The organism is Sphingomonas sp., from assembly GCF_031380695.1.
In the GTDB taxonomy this organism is placed as follows: Bacteria; Pseudomonadota; Alphaproteobacteria; order Sphingomonadales; family Sphingomonadaceae; genus Sphingomicrobium.
On record NZ_JANMWY010000091.1, the window covers coordinates 1 to 2,574 of the forward strand.

The 2,574-nt window shown below is 64.0% G+C and carries 2 protein-coding genes and 1 pseudogene; 1 reads left to right on the forward strand and 2 read right to left on the reverse strand.

Translation table 11 applies throughout. The features are described from left to right. Window positions 1-812: pseudogene (locus RMN84_RS03545) on the forward strand (hypothetical protein); the annotation flags it as partial. Here RMN84_RS03545 and RMN84_RS03550 read toward each other — a convergent pair. After that, window positions 809-1,885 (reverse strand): glycosyltransferase family 87 protein, encoded by a 1,077-nt coding sequence (locus RMN84_RS03550; protein WP_309610830.1) that lies wholly within the window; start codon window positions 1,883-1,885, stop codon window positions 809-811. The pseudogene RMN84_RS03545 and the gene RMN84_RS03550 overlap by 4 nt on opposite strands. Window positions 1,886-1,903: 18 nt before the next feature. Then, the coding region (locus RMN84_RS03555; protein WP_309610829.1) for a sterol desaturase family protein at window positions 1,904-2,574 on the reverse strand (671 nt) is incomplete at its 5' end.

The window sequence follows — 2,574 nt, forward strand, 5'->3', positions numbered from 1 at the left end:
TGTGGAACGCCGCCACCGCCCTGCTGTTCTTCCTCGCCGCGCGGCCATTCATGTCGCCCGGTATTCCAAAGATTCTCGCGCTGCTGACCCCCGCCGCCGTCACCAACATCTATTTCGGGCAATTCGGCTTGCTGGTCGGCGCGCTCTATCTGTGGACCTTCCGCTGCCGGCCGTGGGCCGCCGCCCTGCTAACGTTCAAGCCGCACATCGCCATCCTCGGCGCCATCCCGATCCTTGGTCATTGGCGGCGCACGCTGGTCACTGCAGCGATCCTCGGCGGGCTCGTCGCGATCAGCACCGCCGCCTTCGGGGTCGTTCCGTGGCGCAACTATTTTTTCCAGATCTTCATCAATGGCAGCCGCTTCGCCCACGCGCCGCCCCTGTCGTTCATCATCTACGGCGTCACCCCGTTGATGGGCTATCCGGCCTGGGCGTGGCTGCTGTTCGCGGCCGCTGCGGCGTGGCTGGTATCGTGGAATTTCCATGTCTTCACCGCCGCCACCGCCACCTTCCTCATTTCGCCCTATGGCTTCGGCTACGACATGCCGGTCGTCTGCCTCGGCTTCGCGCTCATGCTGGCGGTCCATTGGCGCGAGATCGACTGGGGCGAGCGGCTCTTCGCCACGCTCGCCTTCCTCGTGCCCGTCCTCGGCCGGTTCGGCACCTGGCCGCAGCCGTTCATCCTGCTCCTCGGCCTATGGGTCCAGGTCCGCATCCAGCGCCCGACGGTCGGCTTCCACTGGGGCACGGGGCGGACGACGCTGCTGGCGAAAGCGTCCACGCCACAGGCCCAACAACCGATCGACGCCTAATCCGCCCGCGACTGTCGCGGCGGTTCGGGCGAATCGCTAGTCCCCGACCGCCGGCGCAGCTTGATCGTCTCCAGCCCGGTGAGAACCCCCTGCCGATATCGCCACGCTTGCAGACACGCCAGTCCGATCACGCCGGGGTTCGGCCAGAAACCGGCGATGATCGGCGCGGCGACCAGCCAGTCCGCCGGTGTCCGCTTGCGGTTGAGCAGGGCAGCAGTCGCGACCACCGACAGCCCGGCCAGATCATAGACCAGCGTGTAGGGCGAGATCAGCGCCGCACCGCACGCCAGCGCGGCATAGCGGGCCATCGGGTCGGGTGACGCCCGCCACGTTGTGGCGACGGTGATCATGCCCAGGACGACTCCGACCAGATGGACCCATGGCGGCCAATGCAGCCGCAGCCGCAAGCCGTTGATCCCGACGTCCATCACGTCGACGTGATGCTCGATCAGATAGGCCTGGAAGGCCGGCATCGCGTGGATCCAGATAGTCCAGGCAGAAACGCCCCAGATGACGACCGAGAGCGCGACGGCCGTTGCACCCGTCGTTGCCACCACGAACAGCCGCCGCCAATCGCCGATCGCCAGCAACGCAATCGGGACGGCCACGGCCGATTGCGGCTTCACGACCATCGCCAGGCCGAACAATATGCCCGACCATCGGCGGTCCTTCACCGCCACCCCGGCCATCAGGGCGGACCCGACGAACAGGCTTGTCTGCCCGGCGACAAGACAGGTCAACACGCACGGCATGATCAACGCCAGCGCGATCGCTCCCGCGCTCGCGCCGAGGCGCCGTGCGGCCGTGACGAACACCATCAGGCCCACCAGCGACCACGCGACAAAGGCGGGCCAGACCGGCAAGAATCCGAACGGCCGAAACAGGAACAGCGCTGTCGGTGGATAGGGAGACGGATAGTCGGCCGAACCCGGCGTCGACGCTCCATACCACAAGATCGGCCAGTCCCCTTTGTACACGGGGTAATTATTGTGAAGGATTTGGAAGACGCTGATCACCGCGCCCGCCGCGATCGTCCCTGCCAGGGTGGCTTTCCAGGTCAGGCGGTGAGACATTAATGTCAACTATTTGCCTCAAAATCGACGTTGTGGGTGCTCTGTAGTTTGAAGCGAAGCGGTGGACGACTTGAGTGATGGCTGGCCCGGTCTCGCGGCGAAGGGCTGTAGCAAGTAGCTCGCCAGGTCGGCGGGTTGCGTCAGGCCCGGCACGCCAGTTGCAGGCCATTGGGCTTTGTCGGGTTCGACCGCAGTCCCGAACAGGCGATCCCAGATCGAAAAAACCAAACCAAAATTATGGTGCCAGTGCCGCTCCTCGATCGAGTGGTGGATTCGGTGCCAGCGACTGTCGACGTAGAACAGGCGAAGCGGTCCGGCATGAACCCTTAGCGGCGAGTGGATAATTAGGTTCTGCAACGCCACGAACATTGCTAGCGAAAGCGGCATCAGTCCACCTGAGGTGATAAAGCTCAGCGGGATGCTGACGATCAAGAACTCGGGCAGAGCCTGCAACGGATGGGCTAAAGCGCTCGCAGCATGCAGTTCAGTCACGGAATGGTGAACGGAGTGGACCGGCCACCAGAAGCGATGCTCGAAGCGATGTTCCCAATATCGCAAGAAATCGATGAGCACGAGCATCAATGCGAAACGTAGTGGGCCGGGCAGCATGTCGAGGCCCATGACGGGATGAACGCCAATCAACCGCCATATTGTTTGCAACGGCCAAGCGACTAGCACGATCCCTGCCG